The following is a 23133-nucleotide window of genomic DNA, read 5'->3' as shown; positions in this document are numbered from 1 at the left end:
CCTAAGCTCCGGCCGCACAACGACAACGCACAGGAGACAGACGCCCATGACCCCCCGCCCCCTCCGCTCCGCCTCGTGGTTCAACAACCCCGAGCACAGCGAACTCTCGGTGCTCCACCTGGCCTGGTACCTGAACTACGGTCTCACGCGGGAAGAACTGCAGTCCGGCAAGCCCATCATCGGCATCGCGCAGAGCGGTTCCGACCTCACGCCCTGCAACCGGCACCACCGCGAACTGGCGCTGCGCGTGCGCGAAGGCATCCGCGAGATGGGCGGCATCGCGATGGAGTTCCCGATGCACCCGATCCAGGAGAACGGCCGCCGCCCCACGGCCGCGCTCGACCGCAACCTGGCCTACCTGGGCCTGGTCGAGACGCTCACCGGCTACCCGATCGACGGCGTGGTGCTGACCACCGGCTGCGACAAGACCACGCCGGCCGCGCTGATGGCGGCCGCCACCGCCAACATCCCCGCGATCATCTTCTCGGGTGGTCCGATGCTCAATGGCTGGCACGACGGCCAGCGCACCGGCACCGGCACCACGCTGTTCAAGGCGCGCGAACTGTTCGCCAAGGGCAGCATCGACTTCCCCGGCTACATCGACCTGGTCGGTTCCACCGTGCCCTCGATCGGCCATTGCAACGTGATGGGCACGGCCTCGACCATGAACGCGCTGGCCGAAGCGCTGGGCATGAGCCTGCCGGGCTGCGCCGCCATTCCGGCGCCGTACCGCGAGCGCGGACAGATGGCCTACGAGACCGGCCGCCGCATCGTGGAGATGGTGCGCGAGGACCTCAAGCCCTCGGACATCCTGACGCGCGCGGCCTTCGAGAACGCGATCGTCGTCAACTCGGCCATCGGCGGCTCGACCAATGCGCCCATCCACCTGATCGCCGTGGCCAAGCATGCGGGCGTCGAGCTCGTCATTCAAGACTGGGAAAGCGTGGGGCTCGACGTGCCGCTGCTGCTCGACATGCAGCCGGCCGGCAAGTACCTGGGCGAGGAGTTCTTCCGCGCCGGCGGCGTGCCGGCCGTGGTGGCGGAACTGCATCGGCACGGCCTGATCCGTGAAGACGCGCTCACGGTCAACGGCAAGACCTTGGCCGCCAATTGCGCCGGGGTTCGAGTGAAGGACGCCGACGTGATCCGGCCCTTTGAAGCGCCGCTGCGGGAGAACGCCGGTTTCCTCGTGATGTCGGGCAACCTGTTCGACAGCGCGATCATGAAGACCAGCGTGATCTCGGACGAGTTCAGGGCGCGCTACCTCAGCGCCCCCGGCGACCTCGATGCCTTCGTCGGCCGCGCCATCGTCTTCGACGGCCCGGAAGACTACGAACGCCGCATCGAGGACCCGGCGCTGGACATCGACGCCTCGTGCATCCTGTTCATGCGCGGCGTCGGCCCCATCGGCCATCCGGGTTCGTCGGAAGTGGTGAACATGCGCGCGCCCGCGCACCTGCTCAAGAGCGGTGTCTCGGCGCTGCCCTGCATCGGCGACGGCCGGCAGTCGGGCACCTCGGGTTCGCCCTCGATCCTGAACGCCTCGCCCGAAGCCGCGGCGGGCGCGGGCCTGGCCCTGCTGCAGACCGGCGACCGGGTGCGCGTGGACCTGAAGCAGCGCACGGTCAACATGCTGGTGAGCGACGAGGAACTGCAGGAACGGTCCCGTCAGCTGGAAGCGAAAGGCGGCTACCCGATCCCGGCGAGCCAGACGCCGTGGCAGGAAATCCAGCGCGCGATGGTGGACACGCTGTCCGAAGGCATGGTGCTCAAGCCCGCGACCAAGTACCAGCGCGTGGCGCAGACGGCGGGGATCCCGCGCCGCAATCACTAGGCGAAACCTCTGCGTGTGCAGGGCACGCAGACGCCGACGGCCGTACGGCCCCGGCGTGCCCTCGTGCGCACCCCCGTAATTCCTTCAATCCAACCGGAGTCAACATGAAATGGATGAGCGTTCCCACGCAGGACGGCCTGCGCGTGGGCTATGTGAAAGAGGGCGATGCGCTGCAGTTCGTCGATGCCGATCGCATGCAAGACATCGTGGCGGGCGCGGCCTGGCGCGACGTGGGTGAGACCGTGCCGCTCGCCAGCGTCCGGCCGGGGCTGCCCCTGGTGCCCCGAAACATCGTCTGCATCGGCGCGAACTACCGCGACCACTGCATCGAGACCGGCCTCGCGATCCCCGAGAAGCCGGTCATCTTCGCCAAGTTCAGAAACACGCTGGCCGCCGACGGCGATGCGCTGACCTGGCCCGAGGGCTTCACCGAGCAGGTCGACTGGGAGGCCGAGCTCGGCGTCGTGATCGGCCGCCGTGCCCGCGGCGTCAGCGAGGCCGATGCGCTGTCGCATGTCTTCGGCTATGTCGCGGCCAACGACGTGAGCGCGCGCGACGTGCAGCTGGGCGAGGCGCAATGGGTGCGCGGCAAGTCGCTCGACGGCTTCTGCCCGCTGGCGCCGGCGCTGGTCACGCGCGACGAGATCGCCGACGTGCAGGCGCTGGGCATCCGCTGCCTGGTCAACGGCGAAGCGGTCCAGTCTTCGAACACGCGCGAGATGATTTTTCCGGTGGCCTTCCTGGTCGCCTACCTGTCGCGCGCCATCACGCTCGAGCCCGGCGACCTGATCCTCACCGGCACGCCGGCCGGTGTCGGGCTGGGCCTCAAGCCGCCGCGCTTCCTGAAGCGGGGCGACGTGGTGTCGGTCGAGATAGACGGCCTGGGCTCGGTCACGAACCCGGTCGAAGGCGCGGTCGCACGCGGCTGAGCCCGGGCCCGATCAAGAGAACAACAGGAGACAAGAGAATGAGCCCCTACAGCACCCTGGTCACCGCGGCCGTCGGCAAGGCGCGATGGCGCCTGCTGCCGATGCTGATCGTGATGTACATCATGTCGATCCTCGACCGCGTCAACGTCGGCTTCGCCAAGAGCGCATTGCAGATCGACACCGGCATCAGCGACAGCGCCTTCGCGCTGGGCGCCGGCATCTTCTTCGTGAGCTACGCCATCTTCGAAGTGCCGAGCAACGTGATCCTCTCGCGCGTCGGCCCGCGCATCTGGCTCAGCCGGATCATGGTGAGCTGGGGGCTCGTGGCCTCGGCCATGATGTTCGCGACCACCGAGATGTCCTTCTACGCCCTGCGCTTCCTGCTGGGCATCGCGGAGGCGGGCTTTTATCCGGGCGTGCTGCTCACGCTGACCTACTGGTTCCCGGCCAAGGTGCGGGCGCAGGCCAACGGCATCCTGCTGTTCGGCTTCGCGGGCGCGCTGGTCATCGGCGGGCCGGTCTCGGGCGCGCTGCTCGACATGCACGGCATCGGAGGCCTCAAGGGCTGGGAGTGGATGTTCCTGATCGAAGGTGTGATGGCGGTCGTGGTCGGCATCGTCGCCTTCTTCGTGATCGTCGACCGGCCACGCCACGCGAAGTGGCTCACCGCCGAAGAGCAGAACGCGCTGCAGGCGGTGCTCGACGAGGAGGCGGCGCAGAAGTCGGTCCACAGCCCGCAGACGGTGCTGCAGACCCTGCGCAACCCGAAGGTGATGTTCTTCGCGCTGAACTTCTTCATCGTGCAGATCGCGGCCTATGGCCTGATCTTCTATCTGCCGACCCAGGTGGCGCAGATCATGGGCCAGAAGGTCGGGCTGACGGTGGGGCTGATCACCAGCATTCCCTGGCTGCTGGCGCTGTTCGTGGTCTTCTTCGTCACGCGCTGGTCGGACCGGCACCACGAGCAGCGCCGCGTGACCGTGGCCTCGCTCTACACGGTCTTCGGTGTCTGCGTGTGCCTATCGGCGCACGGCTCGCCGGTCTTCGCGATCGCGGCGCTGTCGATCGGTGCCTCGACCTACCTGTCGGGCACGCCGATCTTCTATGCCTTCCTGTCGGAGCGCCTGTCGGGGCTGGGCATCGCCACCGGCATCGCGCTGGTGAACTCGATCGGCAACCTGGGCGGCTTCGTGGCGCCCAGCCTGCGCACCTATGTCGAGCAGCACCACGGCGGCGCCGCCGCCGGGCTCTACGCGCTGGGCAGCGCGGCGCTGCTGGCGGCCCTGATGCTGGCGCTGATGCCCAGGGGCTGGCGCACGGTGGTGGCGGCGACGCGTGCCGTGCCGCGCGAGCGCATGGCGGTGCGCGAGGGCGCCGGCGGCGTTCTGCCCAAGGCTTAGCGCGCGAGCCGCCAGGCGCGCGACAGGGCCTGCATCGCGCAGTCGACTTCCGGGCGCTTGAGCGATGCGGCCAGGCAGACGAAGCGCAGGTCGCTGTCGATGCCGACCCGGTCGGCGATCACCACGCCGTCGTGCTGGCTGGCGCGCAAGGCCACCGCATCGCGCGCCAGCGAGATGCCCACCCCCGCGCGCACCAACGCGAGCATCGACGACTCCTGGTCGGCCTGCGCGGCCTTCTTGAGCACCAGCCCGTGCGCCTGCAGCACCGGCGCCAGCAGCCGCGAGTGCGAGGAGCTCGCGGGCGCCAGCACCCAGGGCAGGCGGCCCAGGTCGGGCCAGTCGCGGCCCATGACCTGCGGCGCCCAGCCCGGCGGGCCGATCACCTGGTAGGAGAAGGGGCTCAGCACCTGCGAGTGGAAGGTCTTGCCCGCGCTGCGCCGCGCCGCCGAACTGGCCTGCGGCAGGTCGCTCGCATTCGGGTCGCCCAGGTAGAAGCCGATGTCCAGCTCCTTGTTCAGCAGCCTGGCCAGCACTTCGCCGCTGGTGCCGTGGTGCAGTTCGGTCTCGAGCTCGGGCGCCAGCGCCACCAGTTCCGCGAGCAGCACGCTGAGGCGCGTGAACTCGGGGTCGAGGATGGTGCCGATGCGCAGCGATCCGCGCACGCCGCCCTTCATGCGTTCCGCCGCCAGCACGAAGTCGCTGAGCCCTTCGAGCGCATGCTCGGCGTGCTGGAGCAGGGCCGCGCCGTCGCGCGTCAGCAGCAGGCCGGTGGGCGTGCGCTGGAACAGTTCCAGCGCGACCAGCGCGCCCAGCTCCTTCAACTGAAGGCTCACCGCCGGCTGCGTGAGGAACAGGCGTTGCGCTCCGCGCGACACCGAGCCTTCGCGCGCGACCGCCACGAAGGCCTGCAGCAGCCGCGGGTCGACCTTCTTCATCCGCCGGTGTTCACGCGAGCAGCGTGTTCGAGGGCAGCTTCTCGTCGAGCAGCTTGCGCGCGGTCTCGATGCCCGCCACCGGCAGCAGCTTGGGGTCGAGCAGGCCGACCTGCACCAGCACGCTGGCCTGGTCCCAGTAGATGTGCTCGTGGTAGAGCTTGTTGCCGCGGAACTTGATCACCGCGAGCAGCGGCACCTCGACGCGTTGGCCTGTGGGCGCGACGCCCGGCAGCATCCACGGGATCTCGGTGGTGTGGGTGAAGCAGAACAGCAGCTCGTCGACCACCTGCGTGGCGCCGACGGTGCGCGAGATCGAGGTCAGCGTGGTGTCGGGCGGGTTGCTGTTGACGAAGTGGTTCGTGTAGAAGGCGTGCAGCGCCTGGTAGCCTACGCCGCCGGTCATGGTCGGGATGTGGTTGACGTAGGGCTCGGGCACCATGGTCGACATGGTGTCGTCGACGTTGCGGGTGCCGAACTCGTACTCGCAGTGCTTGTCCCACAGCGCCGACAGGTCGTAGTGCGGGCCGATCGCGCCCTTGAGCGTGGCGATGCTGCGCTCGTGCGCCATCAGCGCCGAGGGCTTGTGGAAATGCTCGCCGCCGGCGCGCGCGAAGGCGTGGTCCATGCCGGGGTAGACGTGCAGCGACACGCCCGGCCGGCCCTTGAGCGTGGCGACGATGCGCTCGCGCGCCTCGGGCGGGCAGAAGGTGTCGCGCTCGGCGATGTGCAGCGTGAGCGGGCAGCGGATGTGCTCGGCCTCGTCGAGCGCGGCGTCGATGCCCACGCCGTAGTAGCCGACCGCCGCATCGGCATCGGTGCGGCAGGCCGCCAGGTAGGCCAGCTTGCCGCCCAGGCAGAAGCCCAGCACGCCGACCTTCTTGTCGCTCACTTCGCTGCGGGCGCGCAATGCGTCGATGGCGGTCTGCATGTCCTGCATGCCCTTGGCTTCGTCGAAACCGCCGTAGAGCGCGAAGGCGCGCTGCCAGTCGGCCTCGCTGTAGCCCAGTTCGACGTTCGGCTCCTGTCGCCAGAACAGGTCGGGGACCAGCACCACATAGCCTTCCTCGGCGTAGTAGTCGGCCACCTCGCGCATGGTGTGGTTGATGCCGAAGATTTCCTGGGCGATCACCAGGCCCGGCCCGCTGCCGCCCGCGGGCAGCGCGAGGTAGCCGCGAAAGCTGCCGCTGCCGTCGGCGGCCTTCAGCTGGATGTAGGTCTCTGTCATCGTGTGTGTCTCCGGGTGGGGTGGTTCTTATTCGGGTTGCTGCAGCTGCTTGAACATGACGTAGGCGTCGACGAAGCCGAGCTGCGGGTGCCTGAACGCGCCGGGCAAGGTGCCGACGATGGCGAAGCCCATCTTGCGCCAGAGCCGCACCGCGCCCTCGTTGGTCGAGACCACGAAGTTGAACTGCAGCGCGACGAAACCCATGCGCAGCGCTTCCTGCTGCGAGTGTTCGCACAGGGCCGAGGCCACGCCCAGGCCGCGCGCGGCGTCGGACACCACGTAGCCGCAGTTGCCCACGTGCGCGCCCTGGCCGGGCTGGTTGGGCCGGATCGCGTAGGTGCCCAGCACCGTGCCCCGGTCGTCGCAGGCCACGAAGATCGCGGTGGGCACGGTCATCCAGGACTGGCGTGCCTGTGCCTCGCTGATGTCGGGCGGGTAGGTGTAGGTGTCGCCGCGGCGGAAGGTCGGTTCGAGGACGGCCCAGAGAGCGGGCCAGTCCGCCTCGGTGGCGGTGCGGATGTGCAGCATGGGGGGATTCACGGAGCGTTCGGGTTCAACAAGGATAATCCGCGGCCATGGAAATCATCAGCTTTCTCGTCGACTTCATTCTCCACATCGACAAACACCTCGAGGCTTTCGTGATCGCCTACGGGCCGTGGGTCTATGCGCTGCTCTTCCTCATCGTGTTCGTGGAGACCGGCGTCGTGGTGATGCCTTTCCTGCCAGGCGATTCGCTGCTGTTCATCGTGGGCGCGCTGTGCGGCATCGGCCTGATGAGCTTCCCCATCGCCTGCGCGATCCTGATCGTGGCCGCGATCCTGGGCGACCAGTGCAACTTCACCATCGGGCGCTACCTCGGGCCCAAGGTCTTCCAGTGGGAGGACTCGCGCTTCTTCAACAAGAAGGCCTTCGACCAGGCCCACGGCTTCTATGAACGCTACGGCGGCGTGACCATCATCCTCGCGCGCTTCATGCCCTTCATCCGAACCTTCGCTCCCTTCGTCGCCGGGGTGGCCGCCATGGACCGCGGCAAGTTCACGCTCTTCAACGTGACCGGTGCGCTGATCTGGGTGCTGGGCATCGCCACCGCCGGCTATTTCTTCGGCAACCTGCCGCTGGTGCGCGAGCACCTTGAGAAGATCATTTGGGGCCTGATCCTGATCCCCGGCCTGATCGCCATCTTCGGCGCCTGGCGCGCCGGCCGGGCCGAAAAGGCCCGGGCACAAGTCGCTCGCTGACACCCCTCACTCCCAAACGGAAGAAGCGCGCCAAAGCGCGCTTCTGACTGTTCCAGGGATACCGCGGAACCGGCTCTGCCGGGCCGCTGGTATCGCCCCCGGAAGGGGAAGGGCTAGCGACACGAAGTGCGCGACGCCTCGGGGGAGAGTCAATACCGGGGTCCGTTGTTGGGGTAGTAGCGCTGCTGGTTGCGCTGGTCCGCATTGCGGCCCACTTCGTTGCCGATCAGGCCGCCGATCGCGGCGCCGCCGACGGTGGCGGCCGTGCTGCCGCCAATCACGTTGCCCAGCACGGCACCCCCCACAGCGCCACCGGCGACGCCGAGGTTCTGGTTGGGGCCGTTGGCGGCGCAACCGGCCAAAGTCATGACAGTGGCGGCAACTGCGGCTGTGGTCCAGAGACGTGTCTTCATGGTGTGCACCTTTCAAGGAGTGATGCGTCCATTGTCTGGATCGCGCTGCACTTCGTTGTAGGCGCAGGCCGCGCCCCCCTGCGCGAGAGGGCGCGGCATCGGTGCGAGACATGGTGGGGGCCCGGCCCCACCGGTCCTACAGCTGGCGGCTGCGCGCCAGCGGCGGGTTTTGCGCGAAGTAGCGCTGGATGCCGCGCATCAGCGCGTCGGCCAGGTCTTCCTGGTACTTGGTGCTGCGCAGGTTGGCTTCCTCTTCCGGGTTGCTGATGAAGGCCGTCTCGACCAGCACGCTGGGAATGTCGGGCGCCTTGAGCACCGCGAAGCCGGCCTGCTCGACCTGCGGCTTGTGCAGCCGCGCGCCGATGCCGCGGATCTCTCCCAGCATCGCGCTGCCCAGCTTGAGGCTGTCGTTGATCTGCGCGGTGGTGCTCATGTCGAGCAGCGTGCGCTGCACCTGCACCTCGTGCGCGCCCACATTGAGCCCGCCCACCTTGTCGGCCTGGTTCTCCTTGTTGGCGAGCCAGCGCGCCGCGCTGCTCGAGGCGCCCGACTGGCTCAGCGCGAACACGCTGGCGCCGCGCGCGGCCGGCGTGGTGAAGGCGTCGGCGTGGATGCTCACGAACAGGTCGGCCTGCACGCGCCGTGCCTTCTGCACGCGCACGCCCAGCGGCACGAAGAAGTCGGCATCGCGCGTGAGGAAGGCGCGCATCGGGCTGCCGTTGACGTTGCCCGCGTTGATGCGGTCGCGCAGCCGGTGCGCCACCTGCAGCACGATGTCCTTCTCGCGCGTGCCGTTGGGCCCGATGGCGCCGGGGTCCTCGCCGCCGTGGCCGGGGTCGAGCGCCACGATGATGATGCGGTCGGTGCGGCTGGCGGTGGCGGCCACGCGCGGCGGCGGCGGTGGGGGCGCCACGGGCGGTGGCACGGGCGCGACCGGCGGCCGGGCGGGCGCGGCAGCGATCACCGGCGGTGCCGTGGCGGGCGCCGCGGGCGAGGGGCGGGTGGCGTGCTGCGCCATCAGGTCGCCCAGCGGATCGGCCGCAGGCGGCGGGGCGGCCGCGACGGCGTTGCCATTGCTGCCCACGCGTGGCGCATCGCGCAGCCGGTCGGCGATCAGCGCCTCCATCGGGTCGACCGGCTGCTCGGGGTAGAGGTCGAGCACCAGCCGGTGCCGGTAGGCCGCGATGGGCGCCAGCGAGAACACCTGCGGCTGCACCGGCTGCTTGAGGTCGAACACGATGCGCACCACGTTCGGTGCGTACTGGCCCACGCGCAGGCCGTTGATGTAGGGGTCGCCCGGCTTGATCTGGCCCACCAGGTCGCGCAGGGCCGGGTTGAGCTCGATGCCTTCGATGTCGACCGCCAGCCGCGGCGGGCTGCCGACGATCAGCTGCTGGGTCTGCAGCCGGCCGTCGGACTCGATGGTGACGCGGGTGTAGTCGTTGGCGGGCCACACGCGCACCGCCATGATGGTGGCGCCGCGCGCGATCTCCTGCACGCCGAGCAGCAGCACCAGGCTGCCGGCCTTGAGGAAGGTGCGGCGCGGTGCGCCGTCGGGGTTCTGTGCCTTCTTCATGCAGCGGCGGCGGCCAGCAGGGCCTGGCCGCGCGGTGTGCCGGCGCGGAGGTTCACGGTGCGGGTGTCGTCGGTCATGGTGTCGATCCTAAGGGTGAGGTCTGCGCGCGGCAGTCGGCCGGCCGCGTTGTCGGGCCATTCGGCCAGCTTGAGGCCCGGGCCCGCGAAGATGTCGCGAAAGCCCGCGTCTTCCCACTCGCGCGGGTCGCTGAAGCGGTAGAAGTCGAAGTGGAAGATGAGCAATCCGTCGGGCGCCTCGTGCGGCTCGACCACGGCATAGGTCGGGCTCTTGATGCGTCCCGCGATGCCGAGCGCGCGCAGCAGGTGGCGAACGAAAGTGGTCTTGCCGGCGCCGAGGTCGCCGTGCAGCGCGATGAAGGCATCGCGCAGTTCAGGTGCCGCCGCGAGGGCGCGTGCAAAGGCTTCGGTGTCGGCTTCGCTGCGCCAGGTCAGCGTGGCGAGCTTCGCCTCGGGCGTTTCTACAATCGGCAGGTGATCGGCAGCCATCCACTCGTTCTTCGTATTCAGGCCTTGGCCCGGGAATTGGGATTCTCCCAAATCGGCGTCGCGGGCGTCGATCTGTCGAGCGCCGAGCCGGGTCTGATGCAATGGCTGGCCCAAGGGTTCCATGGCGAGATGCATTACATGGCCACGCATGGCACGCGCCGCGCGCGGCCGGCCGAGCTGGTGCCGGGCACGGTGTCGGTGATCACCGCGCGCATGAACTACCTGCCGCGCGCCACGCCGGGCGACTGGCAGGCGGTGGAGTTCGCGCGGCTCGAGCGGCCGGGCGAGGCGATCGTGTCGGTCTATGCGCGGGGCCGCGACTACCACAAGGTGCTGCGCAACCGGCTCGCGACGCTGGCCACGCGCATCGCCGAAGAGGTCGGCCCCTTCGGCCACCGCGCTTTCACCGATTCGGCGCCGGTGCTCGAGGCCGAGCTGGCCTCGCGCAGCGGCCAGGGCTGGCGCGGCAAGCACACGCTGGTGCTGGACCGCGACGCCGGCTCGATGTTCTTCCTGGGCGAGATCTACGTGGACATGGCGCTGCCCGAAAGCGCGCCGGTCACGCCGCACTGCGGCAGCTGCAGCGCCTGCATCGACGTCTGCCCGACGCAGGCCATCGTCGCGCCGCAGCGGCTCGACGCGCGGCGCTGCATCTCGTACCTGACCATCGAGCATCCGGGCGCGATCCCGGCCGAACTGCGGCCGCTGATCGGCAACCGCATCTACGGCTGCGACGACTGCCAGCTGATCTGCCCCTGGAACAAGTTCGCCAAGAAGAGCACGCTGCCCGATTTCGATGCGCGCGAGGGCCTGACCGGCCGCACGCTGGGCGCGCTGTTCGCGTGGAGCGAGGAGGAATTCCTGCGCCACACCGAAGGCAGCCCGATCCGCCGCATCGGCCACGAGCGCTGGCTGCGCAACATCGCGGTCGCGCTGGGCAACGCGGTGCGCGCCGGGGCGGCCGATGCGGCCGAGGCGCTGTCCTCACGCGCCGAGCACCCGAGCGCGCTCGTGCGCGAGCACGTCGAATGGGCGCTGGCGCAGGCCGACTGAGTTCTTACTCGTCGTGCGAGTCGTGGGTCCCGGCGCTGCCGTCGCGCCAGTAACCCGAGGCACGAATCCATTTCGGATTGGCGCGGCACTCGTCGATCAGGTGCGCGCGCAGCACCTTCGCGTGCGCCGACTCGCAGCCGATCCAGGCATGGAACGCGCCGGTGGGCAGGCGCGCCGCATGCAGCGCCGCCAGCAGCGGCGGCGTGCCACGGGCTGCGCCTGCGCGGTGCACCCAGGTGATGGCGACGTCGGCTTCGCTGGGCAGGTCGACATGGTCGGCCTCGCTCTCGACTTCGGCCAGCACGACGGCGCGCGCACCCTTCGGCAGTTCGGCCAGGCGGCGTGCGATCGCGGGCAGCGCGGTGTCGTCGCCGATCAGCAGGTGCCAGTCGAAGGCCATCGGCACGATGAAGGAGCCGCGCGGACCGCCCACACCCAGGCGCTGCCCGGGGGCGGCCTGTTCGGCCCAGCGTGTGGCCGGGCCGGCCTCGTGCAGCGCGAAGTCGAGTTCCAGCGTGCGCGCGGCCGCATCGAAGCGGCGCGGCGTGTAGTCGCGCATCGTGGGCTTGCGGCCCTCGGGCCAGATCGGGCCCTCGGGGCCGGCCGTGGGCAGCGTCAGCACGCCGGTCTGCGCGTCGGGGAAGAAGAGCTTCACGTGGTCGTCGAAGCCCGGGCTCGTGAAGCCCTCGAGCGCCTCGCCACCGACAGTGACGCGCACCAAGTGCGGCGTGATGCGCCGGACCTGGCGCACTTCGAGTTCACGGAAGCGCAGCGTGTGGCGCACGCGTTGGGGTGTGCGCTCGGGAGAAGAGGCAGTGGTGATGTCGTTCATTCAGATCTGTTCCAGTTGTTGTGCGGCGTGGTCGAGCACCGCGGCGAAGGCATTGGCTTGCGCCGGCGTCAGCGCTTCACGCGCGAGTCGCATTCGCATGGCTAGCTTGAGGTTCTCGATGGCCCGCATGACCTGCGGCGGCCGGCCGGCCCGCGGGCCGGCGCCATCGACGCCACCGTTCATCCGCGCCAGCATGGCGTCGGCGGTGGCGCGGTTTTCGGCCAGGAAAGCCTGGCCGGTGTCGGTGATGCAGTAGCGCTTGCGGCCGCCCGCATCGGCGGCCTCGACCGTGAGGTAGCCCAGTTCTTCCATCAGCGTGAGCGTGGGGTAGACCGTGCCCGGGCTGGGGCTGTAGGCGCCGCCGAGCCGGTCCTCGATCGACTTGATGAGTTCGTAGCCGTGGCTTGGCTTGTCGGCGATCAGCTGCAGCAGCACGAAGCGCAGGCCGCCATGGCCGAAGATGCGGCCACCGCCGCCGCCCCGGGGGCCGCGACCGCCGCCCAGGCCGTCTTCGTGTTCGCTGCGGGCCATGCGGGCGTGGTGGTGGCCGTGGAAATGGGGGGAGTGGGAATGGCGCATGGGGTTCTTTCGTTCTATCGAATTAGATAACGATATATCTAAATAGAGTCTAAGTCAACCAGGTCGCGCGCCATCGCCTCAGATTCGCTTCATCGCGCTGCGCTAGCCTTGCGCCATGCGCATCCTGTTGGTCGAAGACGATCCCTCCCTTGGCGCCACGCTCCAGTCGTGGCTGCAGCTCGACGGCTATGCGGTCGACTGGCTGCGTCGTGGGGACCAGGCCGACACGGCGCTGCGCACCCACGACTACCAGTGCCTGCTGCTCGACCGCGGCCTGCCCGGCATGGCGGGCGAGGCGGTGCTCGCGGCGCTGCGCTCACGCCGCGCGGCGATCCCGGTGATCGTGATCACCGCGCGCGACACGCTGGAAGACCGCGTCGCGGGCCTGGACCTGGGCGCCGACGACTACCTGGTCAAGCCTTTCGACCTGGAAGAACTGTCGGCCCGGATCCGCGCTGCCTTGCGCCGCGAAGCGCGCGAGCCCGCGCCCACGCTGCGCCACGGCGGCGTCGAGCTCGACCCGGCCGCCAAGCGCGTGACGCGCGACGGCGAGCCGGTGCAGCTCACCGCGCGCGAGTTCGCGGTGCTGCTGGCGCTGATGCGGCGCAGCGCCCAGGTGCAGAGCCGCGCGCAGCTCGAGGAGGCGCTCTACGGCTGGGGCGAGGAGGTCGAGAGCAACGCGATCGAGGTGCATGTCTACAACCTGCGCAAGAAGCTGGGCAGCAAGTTCATCGTGACCGTGCGCAACCAGGGCTACGGCCTGGGCGCGGTGGTCTGATGCGCGCCCGTTTCCAGCGCTGGCGCGCCGAGCGCCGTGCCGCGCGCGGCGCCTATTCGCTGCGGCGCCGGCTGATCGTCTCGGTTCTCGGCGCCAGCGTGGCGGTCTGGCTGGTGAGCCTGGCGGTGGTGGTGCACGTGGCCTGGCGCGAGACCAGCGAGGTGTTCGACGATGCGCTGAAGGAGGGCGCCCGGCTGGTGCTGGTGCTCGGCACGGCGCAGGCACCGAGCAGCGCGCCCGGCGAACTCGACGAGCGCCGCGCGGCGGCCAAGCTCAAGCTGCACTACCAGCTGGTCTCGCGCGACGGCCGCGTGCTGCACCGCGCCGACGACGCGCCAGCGCAGCCCTTCTCGCGGTCCTTCGATCGCCGCAAGGGCTACGAGAACGTGTGGGTCGACGGCCGCGCCTGGCGCGTCTACCTGCTGCGGGCCGCGGACGGCGGCGCGCAGGTGCAGATCGGCCAGCCCTGGGACGAGCGCCTCGAACTGCTCGAGGAAATGGCCGAGGACCTGGTCTGGCCGATGCTGGCGCTGCTGGTGCTGCTCGGCGGCTTCTGCTGGTTCGTGATCCGCCGCTTGCTGCAGCCGGTCGAGCGCACCGCCGAGCGCATCGCGGCCAAGTCGCCCGACGACCTGAGCCCGGTGGCCGCCGACCAGGAGCCGCGCGAGCTGCTGCCGATCGTGCAGGCGCTCAACCTGGTGCTCGGCCGCCTGGGCCACGCGCTGCAGGCCGAGCGGCGCTTCACCGCCGACGCGGCCCACGAGCTGCGCACGCCGCTGGCCGCCTTGCGCATGCGCATCCAGCTGATGCAGCGGCAGCAGGCCGTGGCCAGCGGTGTGCCGATCGACCTGCAGGGTCTGCGCGAGGAGGTCGATCGCTGCACCGCGCTGACCGAGAGCCTGCTCGCGCTGGCCCGGCTCGATCCCGAGCGGCCGGAAGCCCTGGTGACGGAAGCGGTGGACCTCGATGCGCTCATGGGCCGCCTGGCCGCCGCGTGGCCCGGCGCGGCCTTGCACTGCGATGGCGGCGGCCTGGTGGTGCAGGCACATCCCGCGCTGCTCGAGAGCGCGCTGCGCAACCTGGTCGACAACGCGCTGCGCTACGGCGGCGCGGGCGGGCGCGTGCAGGTCGATGCCAGGTCCATCGACGGCAAGCTCCGCATCGCGGTGCGCGACGACGGACCGGGCGTGTCCGAGGCCGATCGCGCACGGCTCACCGAGCGCTTCTACCGCGTGCTGGGCAGCGGCCAGGCCGGCAGCGGGCTGGGCCTGTCGATCGTGGCGCGCATCGCGGCGCTGCATGGTGCGACGCTGCGCTTCGAGGCCGGGATCGACGGCCGGGGACTGGGCGTGGTGCTGGCGTTCCCCGCCGCTTGAGCGGCATCAGATCGCCTTCAGCTTCGGCAGTTTCAATGCGGTCATGCCTTCGGTGCATCCGGCACCGGGCATTCCACCTCAAGGAGTGAAACCATGAAAAAGACCGCCACCGCCTTCGTCCTCGCGCTGAGCATCGCGGGTGTCACGGCGCCCGCATGGGCCCAGTACACCGGCCCGTCGCCCGCCGCCAAGGGCCAGGCCGCATCGACCTACACCGGCCCCAGCACGGTGCCGCTGATGACGGTCAAGCAGCTGCTCGAGACCGGTCGCGACGACCAGTACGCGCGGCTGCAGGGCCGCATCGTGTCGCACGACGGCGGCAAGAACTACAGCTTCGCCGACGACAGCGGCCGCATGACGGTGGAGATCTCGGCCAAGCATTTCCCGCCGGGCCAGCCGGTCAGTGCCGAGCAGCGCGTGGAGCTCACGGGCGAGATCGACAAGGACCTGCGCAAGACGGAGTTCGAGGTCGAGTCGCTGCGCCTGCTGCCCTAGACGGGCTGCTGTTGCGGAGGCAGCGCGGCGGCGCCGCGCGGCGCGGCCGCATCGCCGTCCTCCACGCGCAGTCGCGGCAGGAACTGCGGGTACTCGCGCTGCATGAAGGCGATCAGCCCCTCGCGCACCGTGCAGCGCAGGTCGAAGGCCAGGCTGGAATTGGCCGCGGTGCACAGCACGCGGATCTGCATCGCGCGCTCGGTGGTGTCGACCACCCGCAGGTTGAAGAAGCGTCCGTCCCATTCGGGCGCCGCCTTCACGAGGCGCTCGACCTCGGTGCGCAGCGGTTCGAGCGGCATGCCGTAGTCGGCGTAGACGAACACCGTGCCCAGCAGCTGCGCGTTGTGCCGGGTCCAGTTCTGGAAGGGCTTCTCGATGAAGTAGCTCAGCGGCAGGATCAGCCGGCGGTCGTCCCAGATCTTGAGCACGACGAAGGTGCCGGTGATCTCTTCCACGCGCCCCCATTCGCCCTCGACCACCAGCACGTCGTCGATGCGGATCGGCTGCGCCAGCGCGATCTGCAGGCCCGCGATCAGGTTGCTGAACACCGGCTTGGCGGCCAGGCCGGCCACGATACCGATCACGCCGGCCGAGGCCAGCAGGCTGGCGCCGACCTGGCGCGCGCCCGGGAAGGTCATGAGCATCATGGCGCCCCCGGCCACCAGCAGCATGCTGTTGGCAGTGCGCGCCAGCACGCGCGTCTGCGTGAGCACGCGCCGCGCCTGCAGGTTGTCGGCCGCGTCGTAGGGGTGCTTGGCGATCAGGCCGTCGGCGAAGCCGTTGATTGCGCGGATCGCGAGCCAGCTGGCCGCGGCGATCAGCAGCAGGCCGTTGAGATGCCGCACGCCCGCGATGAAGCGCAGTTCATCGGGCGCCGCCTGCCAGACCATCTGCAGCGCCAGCAGCGGCAGCACCAGTCGGGCCGCAGGCTTGATGTTGACCAGAAGCGCATGCAGCACCGGCGTGTGGCGCGTCACCCTCTGAAGCACCGCCGAGGCCACGCGGTGCACGAGCAGCGCGAGAAAGACGGCGATCAGGGCGGAAAGGGCGGGAGCGAACCAGGGGTGGCCGAGCAGCATGTCTTTGTTCATCGTTCAGGGGTTCCTTGCAAGGAGGGGTGGAGGGAATCTTCGGAAAGGGCCTGCAGGATGCGTGCCGCGTCATCGCGCAGCTGCACCGAGATGCCGGTGGCGAGGTCGAGCCGGCGCAGCAGCCAGGGGCTGATGTCGTTGTCGAAGGGGTCGGGCAGCGGGATCGGGCCGGCCAGCGCGGTGGCCGGCGCGGCGGAGGGCAGGTCGCTGCCGGCGATGGGCATGCTGCCGATGGCCGCTTCGATGCGCGCGGAGGTGCGTTGCAGCGGCCCTTCGATGTCGGCGGGCGTGAGCCGGTCGCGGCGCAGCACCAGCATCGACTTGACCGCGCTCAGCTGGGCCAGCAGCTGGTAGCTGTGGGCCTGCAGCTGCTCCAGCGGCACGATCGGCGGGCGCACCGCGCGCGGCTCCGACAGCGAGCGCTGCGTGGCCTGCACCAGCGCCGAGAGGCTGTCGAAGGCTTCCTTGCGTGCCAGCCGCCAATCGAGTTCGGGGCTGCTGTCGATCGCGTGCAACTGGCCCAGGCCCAGTGCCAACCGCGCGTGCAGCGCCTGCGCGCGCAGCACGCGCGCCACCAGCGCCGGGATCTGGTTGCGCTCCCACGAGGGCAGCACGTAGCAGAAGGCCCAGGCCAGCGCGGCGCCGATCAGGGTGTCGGCGATGCGTTCGAAGAGCGCGAAGGTCGGGGCTGCGCCGGTGTTGAGCAGGTGCGCCTGCACCAGCCCCAGCACCGTGGCCGCCACCGCGGCGATCAGGTAGCGCCGCACCGCGAAGCCGTGCGCCACGGCCTGGGCCACCACCGTCGCCGTGAGCAGCACCGCGGCCGACGGATGCGCCGACAGCAGGCCGACCGCGAGCACGCAGCCCAGCAAGGTGCCGGCGACCCGCGCATTGCGCCGCTCCAGGGTCTGCGACAGGCTGCCGCGCAGCACCACCACGATGGTCAGCAGGATCCAGTAGTCGTGCGAGCCCCAGGGCAGCAGCAGCGCCACGCCATAGCCCACGGCGATGGCCAGCGAAGCCCGGATCGCATGGCGCAGCGGCGGCGCATCCCAGCGCCACAGCGTGAGAAAGGGGCGCCAGGACCAGGCCGTCGGGCTGACGAACATGTGCCAGTTGGCGCGCACCACGGCCAGGTCGGGGGCGGCTTCGCCGCGCGCCATGGCCGACAGCCGCAGCACCTCGTCGTTGATGTGGCCGATGCGGCTGGCCAGGCCGCGCGCCAGCATGGCGGCCGAGGGGCCGGCCGCGGCGTTGGGTAGCGCACCGTCTGCGGAGGGGCGCACCGCGATCAGCTGCGGCCGGCGGTCGGGCACGGCCTCGGGGCGCCGGCCCATCAGCAAGGCGTCGGCCAGCGCGGCGGTGTCGTCGGCCAGGGCCTCGAGCACGCGGCGCATCTCGGCCAGGGCCGGTGCATGCGAGGGATGGGCCTGCAGCGCTTCGAGGTCGAGTTCGCTGGCCAGCAGGTGGTCGCGCATCTCGAGCACGATCACCAGCATGCCGGCGAGCCGCTGGCGCTGCGGCGTGCGTGGCGACTCGAGCACCAGGTCGCGCGTGGCCTGCAGCTGGTCGGCCAGCGCCGCCTGGTCGCGCAGCAGGCGCCCGAGCAGCGGCGCGGGCACCTCGCGCACATCGCCCGACTCCTCGCGCGACGTGAACTGGCTGGCCTCGGTGCGCATCAGCGCGGACAGCGAGAGCAGCACGTCGGCCATGGCCTGCACACGGTAGCGGCCGTTGAGCGCCAGGTTGGCCAGCGTCGCATAGACGATGTAGAGCGCCGCGCCGACACCGAAGAGCACGGTGCGGTCGAGCGCCTCGTGCAGGTTCGCGGGCTTGTGCGTGGCCATCGAGAAGATCATCGACAGCATCACCGCGATGGCGATGGGAATGCCGCGCTTGCCCCAGGCCATGGCGGTGAAGGCCAGGAAGGTGGCCGGCACCATCAGCAGGCCGAGCCCGATCGGTGCGCCGTGCAGCATCTGCACCGCGAAGAACAGCGGCAGGCTGATCAGCGGGGCCGGCAGCATCTGCAGGAACTTGCCGCGGCGCGGGGCGGCCAGGTCCGGTGGCGCGGCGACGATCACGCCGACCGCCGCGGAGGCGCCTGCCAGCGCGCCCAGCCAGAGGTGCACGCCGGCCGAGATCAGGAACAGCCCGAACGCGACGGACAGGCCGTTCGCGATGTAGTGGCTGAGCGCGACCCGCAGCGCGGCGCGGGTGCGTGAGACGGCGGCGCGCGGCGCCAGCATCAGCGGGCGGTGGGGTCGCCCTCTGCGGGCGGCGTGGGGGCGTCGCGCCGGATGCGCGTCAGCTTGCGCGGCGATGCCGCCACGGGCGCTGCGGGCACCGCGGGCGTCTCGTCGGTCGCATCGGCGTTTTCGGCGTCCAGGCCCGAGGTGGTGGTGCGGGCGTAGAGGTCGGCCGAGGTGTCGGCTTCGGGGTTGGCGGTGGCCGCGACCTGGCGCATGCGGTGGCTGGCGCGCATCTTGTCGTCGACGCCGGCGAATTTCGAGTACTTGGCGAGCATCGGCACCAGCTGGCCGTAGATGCGCGGAGCGCCGGCCAGGCATTCGCGCTGTTCGAGGAACTCGGGCTCGCCCGTGAAGTTGCCGACCAGGCCGCCGGCCTCGGTCACGAGCAGCGAGCCCGCGGCCACGTCCCAGGGGTTCAGGCCGGTCTCGAAGAAGCCGTCGGTGAAGCCGGCCGCCACGTAGGCCAGGTCGAGCGCTGCCGCGCCGGGGCGGCGCAGGCCGGCCATCTTGGGCATCAGGTCGGACATGATGGCCAGGTACTGCTTGAAGTTGTCGCCGGTGCGGAAGGGGAAGCCGGTCGAGATCAGGCAGTCGCTGAGCTTGACGCGCTTGCTCACGCGGATGCGCCGGTCGTTCATGTAGGCGCCACGGCCCTTGGTGGCGGTGAACAGGTCGTTGCGGCTCGGGTCGTAGACCACGGCCTGCTCGACCTTGCCCTTGACCGCCAGCGCGATCGACACGCAGTAGACCGGGAAGCCGTGGATGAAGTTGGTGGTGCCGTCGAGCGGATCGATGATCCAGACGAAATCCGAATCCTTGGCGCCGAATTCGCTGCCCGACTCTTCCGCGAGGATGCCGTGGCCCGGGTACGCGGTGAGCAAGGTCTCGATGATGACCTTCTCGGCGGCGTGATCCACCTCGGTGACGAAATCGTTGACCTGCTTTTGCGAGATCCGGACGGCTTCGACGTCGAGCGCGGCACGGTTGATGATGGCACCGGCGGCGCGTGCGGCCTTGACGGCCACGTTGAGCATGGGATGGAGATTGGGCGACGACATGGATTGTGGAAGAGCGGCGGGGGCAGGGGCCCTGAGGAGGCGTCCGGGCGATGCGGGACGCAGGAAGGCCGCGATTTTACAGGTCCGGCGCGCTCCGGTGCATTTTTCGGGCCTTCACGGCGCCCGCACGGGCGCAAGCGCCGGCGCTTCCGTTCTAATCGGGGCCCTTCCCGCACGCCTTTTTCGTTCGTCCATGCGCACCCGTTTCATCCTGATCCAGACCAGCCACGCCGGCAACGTGGGCGCCGCCGCGCGCGCCATGAAGACCATGGGCTTCGACGACCTCGTGCTGGTGGCGCCGCGCTGGGCCAACGTGCTGCGCCGCGAGGAGACCATCCAGCGGGCCAGCGGCGCGCTCGACGTGCTGGCCAACGCGCGCATCGTCGACACGCTCGACGAGGCGCTCGACGGCGTGACCCACCTGTGCGCCACCGCCATGATCCCGCGCGACTTCGGCCCGCCCACGCGCACGCCGCGCGAGCACCTCGAGCCGCTGGGCAAGGTCGACCCGGCGCAGCATGTGGGCTTTTTGTTCGGCTCCGAGCGCTTCGGCATGCGCAACGAGGACGTCTACCGCTGCAACGTCGCGCTGAGCATCCCGGCCGATCCGAAGTTCGGCTCGCTCAACCTCGGCGCGGCCATCCAGCTGATCGCCTACGAATGGCGGCTGGCGCTGGGCGGCTTCCCCGTGACCGAGTCGGTCGTGCCCCCGCAGGCGGCCGATGCCAAGGCCGTGGCCGGCATGCTCGAGCACTGGGAACGCTCGCTGGTGCAGATCGGCTTTCTCGACCCCGAGGCGCCCAAGAAGCTCATGCCGCGGCTGCAGCAGCTGTTCAACCGTGCGCAGCCCACGCCCGAGGAGATCCACATCCTGCGCGGCATCGCCAAGGCCATGGCCGACGCGAAGAACCCGCCGGCATCGCGCAAGGACAACGCGACTTAGACTTCCGCCGCTTTCACCTTTCCACGACACCCATGCTTTCGCGCCTGCGTTCCGACATCCAGTGCATCCTCGACCGCGACCCCGCCGCACGCACGCGCTGGGAAGTGGTCACGCTGTACCCCGGCTTCCACGCCGTGGTGCTGCATCGCGTTGCGCATGGCTGTTGGACCCATGGCTTCAAATGGCTCGGGCGCTGGGTGTCGCAGTTTTCGCGCTGGGTCACCGGCATCGAGATCCATCCGGGTGCCAGGCTGGGCGAGCGCGTCTTCTTCGACCACGCGATGGGCGTGGTGGTGGGCGAGACCGCCGAGATCGGCGACGGCTGCACCATCTACCAGGGTGTGACCCTGGGCGGCACCTCGCTCTACAAGGGCACCAAGCGGCACCCGACGCTGGGGCGCGACGTGGTGATCGGCGCGGGGGCCAAGGTGCTGGGTGGCTTCACCGTGGGCGATGGCGCCAAGGTGGGCTCGAACGCGGTCGTGACCAGGCCGGTGCCCGCGGGCGCCACGGCCGTGGGCATTCCGGCGCGCATCATCGCGTCGACCAGCGGCGCGAGCGCCGACGTGAGCGAGGCGGCGCGGGGCTTCTCGGCCTACGGGCTCACGGTCCAGGACGATCCGCTGTCGCAGGCCATGCGCGGCCTGATCGACAGCGCGGCCGGCCAGGAACACCAGATCGCGCTGATCTGGCAGGCCATCGAGACGCTGTCGGCGCGCCAGCCCGAGGCGGCCGGCTGCGTGCCTGGCGACGCCGCACTCAGCGAGCGCTTCGAGGCCGATAAGCTGGCGCAGCTGGTCGGGAAATAGGCTTCCCGCGCCGCTGCGCTGCGCTCACATGCCGACGTAGTTCGGGCCGCCGCCGCCTTCGGGCGTGACCCAGACGATGTTCTGCGTCGGGTCCTTGATGTCGCAGGTCTTGCAGTGCACGCAGTTCTGCGCGTTGATCTGCAGCCGCTCCTTGCCCGCGTTGGCCTCGTCGGGCACGAACTCGTAGACGCCGGCCGGGCAGTAGCGTGCCTCGGGGCCCGCGTACTCGGGCAGGTTGATGCGCACCGGCACCGATGCATCCTTCAGGGTCAGGTGCGCCGGCTGGTTCTCTTCGTGGTTGGTGTTGCTGATGAACACGCTTGAGAGCCGGTCGAAGGTGAGCTTGCCGTCGGGCCGCGCGTAGGTGATCTTCTTGCAGGCGGAGGCCGGCTTGAGGCGCGCATGGTCGGCCTCGGTGCGGTGGATGGTCCAGGGGATGTGGCCGCGCAGCACGAACTGCTCGATGCCGGTCATCACCGTGCCCACGGTCAGGCCCTTCTTGAACCACTGCTTGAAGTTGCGCGACTTGTTGAGCTCGGTGTGCAGCCAGCTCTTCTCGAAGGCGGCCGGGTAGGCGCTGAGCTCGTCGTGCTGGCGGCCCGCGGTCACGGCGTCGAAGGCGGCCTCGGCCGCGAGCATGCCGGTCTTGATCGCGGCATGGCTGCCCTTGATGCGGCTGGCGTTGAGGTAGCCGGCTTCGCAGCCGACCAGCGCGCCGCCCGGGAACACGGTCTTGGGCAGCGAGAGCAGGCCGCCGGCGGTGATCGCACGCGCGCCGTAGCTCAGGCGCTTGGGCGCCTTCAGGCCCTTGTCCTGGCCTTCGAAGTACCAGCGGATGTTCGGGTGCGTCTTGAAGCGCTGGAACTCCTCGAAGGGGCTCATGTGCGGGTTCTGGTAGTCGAGCCCGACCACGTAGCCGATGATCAGCTGGTTGTTCTCGGCGTGGTAGACGAAGGAGCCGCCGTAGACGTCCGAGGGCAGCGGCCAGCCGGCCGTGTGGATCGCCAGGCCGGGCTGGTGGCGTGCGGGGTCGATCTCCCACAGCTCCTTGATGCCGATGCCGTAGCTCTGCGGGTCCTTGCCGTCGTCGAGCTTGTACTTGGCGATCAGCTGGCGGCCCAGGTGGCCGCGCGCGCCTTCGGCGAACACCGTGTACTTGCCCAGCAGCTCCATGCCGAGCTGGAAGTTCTCGGTGGGTTCGCCGTCCTTGCCGATGCCGAGGTTGCCGGTGGCCACGCCGCGCACCTTGCCGTCTTCGGTGTAGAGCACTTCGGCGGCCGGGAAGCCGGGGAAGATCTCCACGCCCAGTTCCTCGGCCTGCTGCGCCAGCCACTTCACCACGTTGCCGAGGCTGACGATGTAGTTGCCTTCGTTGTGGAAGTTGTGCGGCAGCATGAAGTTCGGCGTGCGCGTGGCGCCGGTCTCGCTGAGCATCAGGAAGGTGTCGGCCGTCACCGGCTGGTTCAGCGGCGCGCCGCGTTCCTTCCAGTCGGGGATCAACTCGGACAGCGCACGCGGGTCCATGATCGCGCCCGACAGGATGTGGGCGCCGGGTTCGGAGCCCTTCTCGAGCACCACGACCGAGATCTCCTTGTCGTTCTGCGCCGCCAGTTGCTTCAGGCGGATGGCGGTCGAGAGTCCGGCGGGCCCGCCGCCGACGACGACGACGTCGTACTCCATGGCTTCGCGGGGTCCGAACTGGGCAAGGATTTCGTCGTGGGTCATTTGTGGGAAGTCTCGTCGATAGGGTGGGAGTGGGCCCGGCACCGCAGAGCCGTACGTTCTTGCAACATTTTATGCGGCTGCTTGCA

General features: G+C 69.9%; 22 protein-coding genes. 10 read left to right on the top strand and 12 right to left on the bottom strand.

The window, feature by feature from the left end; genetic code table 11:
• The first annotated feature begins 46 nt into the window (after window positions 1–46).
• The 3 genes from K0H49_RS26125 (at window position 47) to K0H49_RS26115 (ending at window position 4163) form a co-directional block, all read left to right on the top strand.
• Window positions 47–1834 carry an IlvD/Edd family dehydratase gene (locus K0H49_RS26125; RefSeq protein ID WP_219218909.1) on the top strand — a complete coding sequence of 596 codons (1788 nt, stop codon included), beginning with the start codon at window positions 47–49 and terminating at the stop codon, window positions 1832–1834.
• A gap of 113 nt (window positions 1835–1947) precedes the next feature.
• Window positions 1948–2763 carry a fumarylacetoacetate hydrolase family protein gene (locus K0H49_RS26120; protein WP_219218907.1) on the top strand — a complete coding sequence of 272 codons (816 nt, stop codon included), beginning with the start codon at window positions 1948–1950 and terminating at the stop codon, window positions 2761–2763.
• A gap of 38 nt (window positions 2764–2801) precedes the next feature.
• Window positions 2802–4163 (top strand): MFS transporter, encoded by a 1362-nt coding sequence (locus tag K0H49_RS26115; RefSeq protein ID WP_219218905.1) that lies wholly within the window; start codon window positions 2802–2804, stop codon window positions 4161–4163.
• Here the strand turns inward: K0H49_RS26115 and K0H49_RS26110 are convergent.
• Genes K0H49_RS26110 through K0H49_RS26100 form a run of 3 tightly spaced genes read right to left on the bottom strand, consistent with a single transcriptional unit; the run spans window position 4160 to window position 6851 of the window.
• A complete protein-coding gene (locus tag K0H49_RS26110; protein ID WP_219218903.1) occupies window positions 4160–5098 on the bottom strand; it encodes a LysR family transcriptional regulator in 939 nt (312 codons plus the stop codon). The two genes, K0H49_RS26115 and K0H49_RS26110, sit on opposite strands and share 4 nt — an antisense overlap.
• A 10-nt stretch (window positions 5099–5108) precedes the next feature.
• Window positions 5109–6323, bottom strand: a complete 1215-nt coding sequence (locus K0H49_RS26105) for a dienelactone hydrolase family protein (protein ID WP_219218901.1) — start codon at window positions 6321–6323, stop codon at window positions 5109–5111.
• A gap of 27 nt (window positions 6324–6350) precedes the next feature.
• Window positions 6351–6851, bottom strand: coding sequence for a GNAT family N-acetyltransferase (locus tag K0H49_RS26100; protein WP_219218899.1), 501 nt, complete (start codon window positions 6849–6851; stop codon window positions 6351–6353).
• Window positions 6852–6898: 47 nt separating this feature from the next.
• On the opposite strand from K0H49_RS26100, the gene K0H49_RS26095 reads away from it, so the two are divergent.
• Entirely contained in the window at window positions 6899–7561 is a 663-nt protein-coding gene (locus tag K0H49_RS26095) for a DedA family protein (RefSeq protein WP_219218897.1), read from the top strand.
• Between the two features lie 149 nt (window positions 7562–7710).
• On the opposite strand, the gene K0H49_RS26090 is transcribed toward K0H49_RS26095, so the two are convergent.
• From K0H49_RS26090 to tsaE, 3 genes are all read right to left on the bottom strand, one after another.
• Window positions 7711–7974, bottom strand: a complete 264-nt coding sequence (locus K0H49_RS26090; RefSeq protein WP_219218896.1) for a glycine zipper domain-containing protein — start codon at window positions 7972–7974, stop codon at window positions 7711–7713.
• Between the two features lie 136 nt (window positions 7975–8110).
• Window positions 8111–9550, bottom strand: a complete 1440-nt coding sequence (locus tag K0H49_RS26085) for an N-acetylmuramoyl-L-alanine amidase (protein ID WP_219218894.1) — start codon at window positions 9548–9550, stop codon at window positions 8111–8113.
• Window positions 9547–10056, bottom strand: coding sequence for a tRNA (adenosine(37)-N6)-threonylcarbamoyltransferase complex ATPase subunit type 1 TsaE (tsaE, locus tag K0H49_RS26080; RefSeq protein ID WP_219218892.1), 510 nt, complete (start codon window positions 10054–10056; stop codon window positions 9547–9549). The genes K0H49_RS26085 and tsaE overlap by 4 nt, the downstream gene beginning before the upstream one ends.
• Between tsaE and queG the strand changes: the two genes are divergently transcribed.
• Window positions 10042–11109, top strand: coding sequence for a tRNA epoxyqueuosine(34) reductase QueG (queG, locus tag K0H49_RS26075; RefSeq protein WP_219218882.1), 1068 nt, complete (start codon window positions 10042–10044; stop codon window positions 11107–11109). The two genes, tsaE and queG, sit on opposite strands and share 15 nt — an antisense overlap.
• 4 nt (window positions 11110–11113) lie before the next feature.
• Here queG and K0H49_RS26070 read toward each other — a convergent pair whose 3' ends face one another.
• Together K0H49_RS26070 and K0H49_RS26065 are read right to left on the bottom strand one after the other, a co-directional pair.
• Window positions 11114–11941, bottom strand: coding sequence for a siderophore-interacting protein (locus K0H49_RS26070; protein WP_219218880.1), 828 nt, complete (start codon window positions 11939–11941; stop codon window positions 11114–11116).
• Window positions 11942–12520, bottom strand: a complete 579-nt coding sequence (locus K0H49_RS26065; protein ID WP_219218879.1) for a PadR family transcriptional regulator — start codon at window positions 12518–12520, stop codon at window positions 11942–11944.
• Between the two features lie 115 nt (window positions 12521–12635).
• Between K0H49_RS26065 and K0H49_RS26060 the strand changes: the two genes are divergently transcribed.
• From K0H49_RS26060 to K0H49_RS26050, 3 genes are all read left to right on the top strand, one after another.
• Window positions 12636–13298, top strand: a complete 663-nt coding sequence (locus tag K0H49_RS26060; protein ID WP_219218877.1) for a response regulator transcription factor — start codon at window positions 12636–12638, stop codon at window positions 13296–13298.
• Window positions 13298–14674: an ATP-binding protein gene (locus K0H49_RS26055; protein ID WP_219218875.1), complete on the top strand. Its 1377-nt coding sequence runs from the start codon at window positions 13298–13300 to the stop codon at window positions 14672–14674. Before K0H49_RS26060 ends, K0H49_RS26055 begins: the two co-directional genes overlap by 1 nt.
• 93 nt (window positions 14675–14767) lie before the next feature.
• Window positions 14768–15169: a YgiW/YdeI family stress tolerance OB fold protein gene (locus K0H49_RS26050; protein ID WP_219218872.1), complete on the top strand. Its 402-nt coding sequence runs from the start codon at window positions 14768–14770 to the stop codon at window positions 15167–15169.
• On the opposite strand, the gene K0H49_RS26045 is transcribed toward K0H49_RS26050, so the two are convergent.
• From K0H49_RS26045 to K0H49_RS26035, 3 genes are read right to left on the bottom strand one after another with little or no spacing between them, the layout of a single operon-like run.
• Complete coding sequence (locus K0H49_RS26045; RefSeq protein ID WP_219218871.1) at window positions 15166–16260, bottom strand: mechanosensitive ion channel family protein; 1095 nt, start codon at window positions 16258–16260, stop codon at window positions 15166–15168. The two genes, K0H49_RS26050 and K0H49_RS26045, sit on opposite strands and share 4 nt — an antisense overlap.
• The gene (locus K0H49_RS26040) at window positions 16257–18509 is read right to left on the bottom strand and encodes an FUSC family protein (RefSeq protein ID WP_219218869.1); all 2253 of its coding nucleotides are present in this window, start codon (window positions 18507–18509) and stop codon (window positions 16257–16259) included. The genes K0H49_RS26045 and K0H49_RS26040 overlap by 4 nt, the downstream gene beginning before the upstream one ends.
• Window positions 18509–19570, bottom strand: a complete 1062-nt coding sequence (locus K0H49_RS26035; protein ID WP_219218867.1) for an inositol monophosphatase family protein — start codon at window positions 19568–19570, stop codon at window positions 18509–18511. The genes K0H49_RS26040 and K0H49_RS26035 overlap by 1 nt, the downstream gene beginning before the upstream one ends.
• A 193-nt stretch (window positions 19571–19763) precedes the next feature.
• Here K0H49_RS26035 and K0H49_RS26030 point away from each other — a divergent pair, with 193 nt between their 5' ends.
• A complete protein-coding gene (locus K0H49_RS26030) occupies window positions 19764–20513 on the top strand; it encodes an RNA methyltransferase (RefSeq protein ID WP_219218865.1) in 750 nt (249 codons plus the stop codon).
• A 32-nt stretch (window positions 20514–20545) separates the two neighbouring features.
• Complete coding sequence (cysE, locus tag K0H49_RS26025; RefSeq protein WP_219218863.1) at window positions 20546–21322, top strand: serine O-acetyltransferase; 777 nt, start codon at window positions 20546–20548, stop codon at window positions 21320–21322.
• 24 nt (window positions 21323–21346) lie between these two features.
• On the opposite strand, the gene K0H49_RS26020 is transcribed toward cysE, so the two are convergent.
• Window positions 21347–23047, bottom strand: a complete 1701-nt coding sequence (locus K0H49_RS26020; protein WP_219218861.1) for an electron transfer flavoprotein-ubiquinone oxidoreductase — start codon at window positions 23045–23047, stop codon at window positions 21347–21349.
• Window positions 23048–23133: the final 86 nt, after the last annotated feature.

The organism is Variovorax boronicumulans (assembly GCF_019352895.1).
Taxonomy (GTDB): domain Bacteria; phylum Pseudomonadota; class Gammaproteobacteria; order Burkholderiales; family Burkholderiaceae_C; genus Variovorax; species Variovorax boronicumulans_A.
This window is presented reverse-complemented; position numbering and strand designations above follow the sequence as displayed.